Annotated in this window: 6 protein-coding genes, 1 tRNA gene and 1 pseudogene; 5 read left to right on the forward strand and 3 right to left on the reverse strand. The window is 70.1% G+C overall.

Features of this window, described 5'->3' with window-relative positions; translation table 11 throughout:
• The 3 genes and pseudogenes from G6020_RS17130 to G6020_RS11695 form a co-directional block, all read left to right on the forward strand.
• Window positions 1-153: pseudogene (locus G6020_RS17130) on the forward strand (nucleoside deaminase); the annotation flags it as partial.
• 123 nt (window positions 154-276) lie between these two features.
• Complete coding sequence (locus G6020_RS11690; protein ID WP_017838254.1) at window positions 277-483, forward strand: CsbD family protein; 207 nt, start codon at window positions 277-279, stop codon at window positions 481-483.
• Window positions 484-542: 59 nt separating this feature from the next.
• Window positions 543-633, forward strand: a tRNA-Ser gene (locus G6020_RS11695).
• A 70-nt stretch (window positions 634-703) separates the two neighbouring features.
• Here the strand turns inward: G6020_RS11695 and G6020_RS11700 are convergent.
• Window positions 704-1,318 carry a TetR/AcrR family transcriptional regulator gene (locus tag G6020_RS11700; protein ID WP_179524312.1) on the reverse strand — a complete coding sequence of 205 codons (615 nt, stop codon included), beginning with the start codon at window positions 1,316-1,318 and terminating at the stop codon, window positions 704-706.
• Window positions 1,319-1,413: 95 nt separating this feature from the next.
• Here G6020_RS11700 and tgt point away from each other — a divergent pair, with 95 nt between their 5' ends.
• Window positions 1,414-2,694: a tRNA guanosine(34) transglycosylase Tgt gene (gene tgt / locus G6020_RS11705; RefSeq protein WP_176474993.1), complete on the forward strand. Its 1,281-nt coding sequence runs from the start codon at window positions 1,414-1,416 to the stop codon at window positions 2,692-2,694.
• Window positions 2,695-2,942: 248 nt separating this feature from the next.
• On the forward strand, window positions 2,943-3,566 hold the full coding sequence (locus G6020_RS11710) for a hypothetical protein (protein WP_179524314.1): 624 nt from the start codon (window positions 2,943-2,945) through the stop codon (window positions 3,564-3,566).
• A gap of 16 nt (window positions 3,567-3,582) precedes the next feature.
• Here the strand turns inward: G6020_RS11710 and G6020_RS11715 are convergent, their stop codons facing one another.
• Both G6020_RS11715 and G6020_RS11720 read right to left on the reverse strand, forming a co-directional pair.
• Window positions 3,583-3,963 (reverse strand): CHY zinc finger protein, encoded by a 381-nt coding sequence (locus G6020_RS11715; protein WP_017836326.1) that lies wholly within the window; start codon window positions 3,961-3,963, stop codon window positions 3,583-3,585.
• On the reverse strand, window positions 3,960-4,769 hold the full coding sequence (locus tag G6020_RS11720) for a queuosine precursor transporter (RefSeq protein ID WP_095717136.1): 810 nt from the start codon (window positions 4,767-4,769) through the stop codon (window positions 3,960-3,962). The genes G6020_RS11715 and G6020_RS11720 overlap by 4 nt, the downstream gene beginning before the upstream one ends.
• Window positions 4,770-5,026: the final 257 nt, after the last annotated feature.

Raw genomic sequence — 5,026 nt, forward strand, 5'->3', positions numbered from 1 at the left:
TTCGGCGCGTGGGAGCCCCGCACCGGGGCCTGCGGATCGCTCTGGGACGTGGTCCGCGACCGCCGGCTCGTCCACCGCCCCGAGGTCCGCGGCGGGGTGCTCGAGACCGAGTGCGCCGCGCTGCTGGAACAGTTCTTCCGCGCTCGGCGGTAGCGGCGCGCCCGTACGGCGGTGACGGGATCGTGACCATGGTCCGGTGGAGGCCCGGCGCACATCTCCGTACGGTGGATCGGGAGAGGCGCCGGGCAGCGGCGCCGCGATCGAGAGGAGCACCACATGGGTGTGGGAGACAAGTTCTCGAACAAGGCCGAGGAGCTCGGCGGCCGCGCCAAGGAGTCGGCCGGCGCCGCGACCGGCGACCGTGACCTCCAGGCCGAGGGCCAGGCGGACCAGGGCAAGGCCGGCATCAAGCAGGGCGCCGAGAAGCTCAAGGACAAGGCCAACGAGGCCGCGAGCAAGCTCACCGGCAACGACAAGGCCTGATTCGCCCCGGCGAGCAGGCGATTTCCGCCTGCGGCCGCTCGTGAAGTAGCCTGATCGGCGGTGGCGTGTCCGAGCGGCCGAAGGTGCAGCACTCGAAATGCTGTGTTGGGTAACCCCCAACCGTGGGTTCAAATCCCACCGCCACCGCCACGGGGAGAGCCCCGGAACTCATCGGAGTTCCGGGGCTCTCCCCGTTTCGGGCCTCATCTCGGGCCTGATCTCATTCCGCGTCGTCACCCGGGAAGACGTCGGCGACGAAGTCCGGCAGGGCGGCGACCGCCCGGAGCGTGGTGATCGCGGAGTCGATCACGGTCTCCTGGGGCAGCCCGGACTCCTCGCCCAGCAGCGCCAACTCCTCGACACCGGCCAACCAGGCGCGGGTGAGCACCAGGGCCATCGGGCCGGGCCGGACCACCCCGATGCTGTGGAGGATGCGCAGGCTGATGGTGCGGTGCATCCCGTCCACGACCTGCTCGAGGACCGGGTCCACGGACCTGCCCGACCGCAGGACCGCCACGTAGTTGTCGCGCCGCCGCTGGATGTAGCGCACCAGTGCGGTGATGATCGCCCGGGTGCGGTCCTCCGCGCTGGCCCCCTCCGGCACCTCGGTGAGCGACAGGACGTGGTCGGCGGCCGCGTTGACCACCGCCGTGAGGTAGGCCAGCTTGGTGGGGAAGTAGTGGAACAGCAGGCTGCGCGAGACCCCCGCCCGCTCGGCCACGTCATCCATCGACAGCGCGTGGAACGGCACCGTCTCCAGGAGTCTCACTCCCAGGACCACCAGTTGGTCGCGGCGCTCGTGCCGGGAGAGCCGTCGGCCGCTCGTACCGGGCATCGCTCACCTCGTCGTCGTCGATTCCTGCCGTCGTCGATTCCCCCCATCGTAGGGCCAGGGCCGGCCCCCCGGACCGTCGTGCCACGATGGGACACATGTCGGATCACACGCCCCCCACCCCACGCGCGACGACCTTCGACGTGGGGTCCCGGATGGTCCTCGACGGCACCGCGGGGGGCCGCACCGGCGTCATCCACACCCCGCACGGCGACATCGCCACCCCGGCGTTCGTGCCCGTCGGCACCAAGGCCACCGTCAAGACCCTCACCCCGGAGCAGGTCCGCTCGACCGGCGCGCAGGCCGTCCTGGCCAACGCCTACCACCTGTACCTGCAGCCCGGCCACGACGTGGTGGACGCCGCCGGCGGGCTGGGGGAGTTCATGCGCTGGTCCGGGCCCACCTACACCGACTCCGGGGGCTTCCAGGTGATGAGCCTCGGGGTGGGCTTCAAGAAGGTGATCGAGATGTCGGCGGGCGCGGCCGGGGCCCCGGACGACTCCGCCACCAACAAGGGCCAGGGGAGGCTCGCGAAGGTCGACGAGGACGGTGTCACCTTCACCTCGCACCTCGACGGGTCGCCGCACCGGTTCTCCCCGGAGGTGTCGATGCGGATCCAGCACGGTCTGGGGGCCGACATCCTGTTCGCCTTCGACGAGCTCACCACGCTCATGAACACCCGCGAGTACCAGGAGAGGTCGGTCGAGCGCACGCGGCGTTGGGCGCAGCGGTGTCTCGACGAGCACGAACGCCTGTCGGTGGAGCGCGGGCACCGGCCCGGTCAGTCACTGTGGGGCGTGGTCCAGGGCGCGCAGTTCGAGGACCTGCGGCGGCAGGCCGTGCGCGGGCTCGTGGAGATGAGCGACCGCGCCGAGGAACAGGGGCGCCGCGGGTTCGGCGGCTACGGGATCGGCGGGGCGCTGGAGAAGGAGAACCTCGGCACCATCGTGGGCTGGTGCACCGAGGAACTGCCCGAGGACCGGCCGCGCCACCTGCTGGGGATCAGCGAGCCCGACGACATCTTCACGGCGGTGGAGAACGGGGCCGACACGTTCGACTGTGTCGCGCCCACCCGGCTCGCCCGCCACGGCGGGATCTACACGCTGGACGGGCGGGTCAACGTCACCCGGGCCCAGTTCCGGCACGACCACAGCGCGCTCGACCCCGAGGGGCCGTCCGAGGTCTCGCGGGAGTACAGCCGCGCGTACCTGCATCACCTGTTCAAGGCCAAGGAGTTCCTCGGGTCGACCCTGCTCACCCTGCACAACCTGGCGTTCGTGGTGCGGCTGGTCGACGAGGTGCGCGCCGCGATGGACGCCGGGCCCGACGAGTACCTGGCGTACAAGTCCCAGTTCCTGGGGCGGTACTACTCGACGTAGCACCGCCCGCGCCTTACCCGGTCGGCGTCCGCCGGGCCCGTGCGCGCCTTCCTCGGGGGACGTCCCGCGGGGCCCGTCCGCGCCGATGACGTACGCGCCCTCTTCGGCTTATGCGGCCCCCCTGTCAGCCGCCGGAAGGGGTGCGCGCCGTCTCTGGACCATTCCGGACGCGCACCTCGGGTGAGGCGTCAGTGTCGGTCGCAGTCGCGCAGTCGCGCAGTCGCGCAGATGCGTGGAAAGCTGTCGGCATGGACCTTGGCGAGACTCTGGACGAGATCGATGCGATATACGCTCAGCGAACCGCTTTCGGAACCAATCCGATGGCGCCCACAGCTCCTCTGGGACCCTTCAGTCAGGCGGCGATGCAGGCCGCCGAGAATCTCCTGGTCAAAGCCCTAGACCGGATGGGGAGCGGCGAGCAGGACGCGGCGGAGCGACTGATGGGACGCGCGGCCGAGATCCCGTTCGATGACCACGAGGGGGTGTGGCCGGGACCCGAGGTGGCCGCGGATTTGCTCTACAACCTCATCGCGGACCATTCGGAGTTGCTCGCCGAGTTCGAGTTTGACGACGAGGGGAATGAACCCCCGATCGAGGTCCACCTGGGTATCCGGGAGATCAAGGGCCGGTTGAGCCCAGGAGAGGGTGAGGCACTGCGTGAGGTAATGCGTGAGATCCTGACGGTCGCGGGCGAGTACGGGATCGATCGCCACCAAGTGGGGCGACTGCGCGAGGTGCTCGAACTCCTGCCGCGGGGGGAGTACCACCGCGAGCTTCCAGGCGACGCCACGACCCAGCAGCGGCTGGACTCGATCGCCGCCGCGTGCCGCGTGTCTGCACTACTCCTCGAGACGTTCTACGGGGAGTACTGAGCCCGGGGTAAGAGAGTCAGCCGTCGAAGTAGATCGAGTGATGCAATGAGCAGCCCGGGTTGAACGGCGCCCTGCAGGCCGGGCACCCGTGTGCGTTCAGGTACTCGGTGATCGACAGCGTGGTCCGGCAGACACCGCACAGGATCGCCGGGGCGTCGAACTCGGCCCGCGGCCACGCCGAGACCGCGTGGTCAGCGGCATCGGCGTGGCAGCGGAAGCACGGGTAGAACTCCCGGCAGCAGTGGAAGCGGATCGCCACCACGTCGAGGGGCCCGCGGTAGTGGACGCAGCGGGTCTGGTCGTCGACGGTGGCGCCGAGCACCCGTATCGATGCGCCGCTCCCGTCGCGCCCGACGCCCGAGCCGCCGCCACCCGCGCCCTCGTCGTGGGAGGTCATGCCCTCGAGTCTGCCAGGGGCGATCGCGCCACGGTCGATCCGGCCAGGGCGGTCTGATAGCTGGGCTCGCGCTTCTTGATCCACGCGATCACGACGTACGTCACCGGCAGCAGGACCGCCTCGACGAGGGTCTTCCAGACGAACCCGATCACCACGTAGTTCCAGTAGTCGCCCGACCCGAGGACCATGCCCAGGGCGGGTGCCGCGATGGTGCAGAAGACGATGGTGTCCGCGAGCTGGCCGACCACGGTTGAGCCGAGCAGCCTGGCCCACAGGGTCTTCTCACCGGTGCGGCGCTTCATCCACACCAGGACGTAGCTGTTGAGCAGCTCGCCCACCACGTAGCCGGCCAGGCCGGCCAGGAAGAACTGCGGGATCACGCCGGCGACGGCCTCGAACGCGTCCTGGTTCTCGTAGAACGGGGCCGGCGGCAAGTGGACGGTGAACGTGAAGCTCAGCGCCGCCAGCGCCAGGACGGCGAAGCCGGAGAGGACGACACGGCGCATCGCCTTGAAGCCGTACACCTCGCTGATCACGTCGCCCAGCACGTACGCCAGCGGGAAGAGCAGGAAGGCGCCGTCGGTGACGAGACCGTCGAGGCTGAGGAACCCGAGTTCGAAGCTCAGGTCGGGGAAGAGCAGGACGCCCTTGGTGCCGGTGACGTTGCTGATGAGCATGACGCCCACGAACAAGGCGATCAGGTAGCCGTAGTACGGGCTGGCGACGGTGGCGAAGACCGCGCGGTCGGTGCCGCTGCGGTCGTCCCGGGCGTCGGGGGCGGGGCTGGTGGGGGTCGGGTCGGACATGGTCGGGTCGGAGGAGTCCCGGGTGCTGCGCGCCGGCTCGGGAATGGTCCCGTCCGGCCGCCCAGGCCCGCGAGGATCAGGGTTCTGCTTCGATGAAGTGGTCACGGGCGTCGATTATCCGCGCAGACGCGCCCGACCGGCGAATCCACCGATCGCGCGACGTCCACCTCTGCGAACGTCCGGGCTCGACGGTCAGGCGACGACCCAGGGGCCGGACCGCAGCGATGCGGGAGAGACCACCCCTCGCAGGGCATCGA

Source organism: Dietzia sp. B19 (assembly GCF_014145155.1).
Classification (GTDB): domain Bacteria; phylum Actinomycetota; class Actinomycetes; order Mycobacteriales; family Mycobacteriaceae; genus Dietzia; species Dietzia natronolimnaea.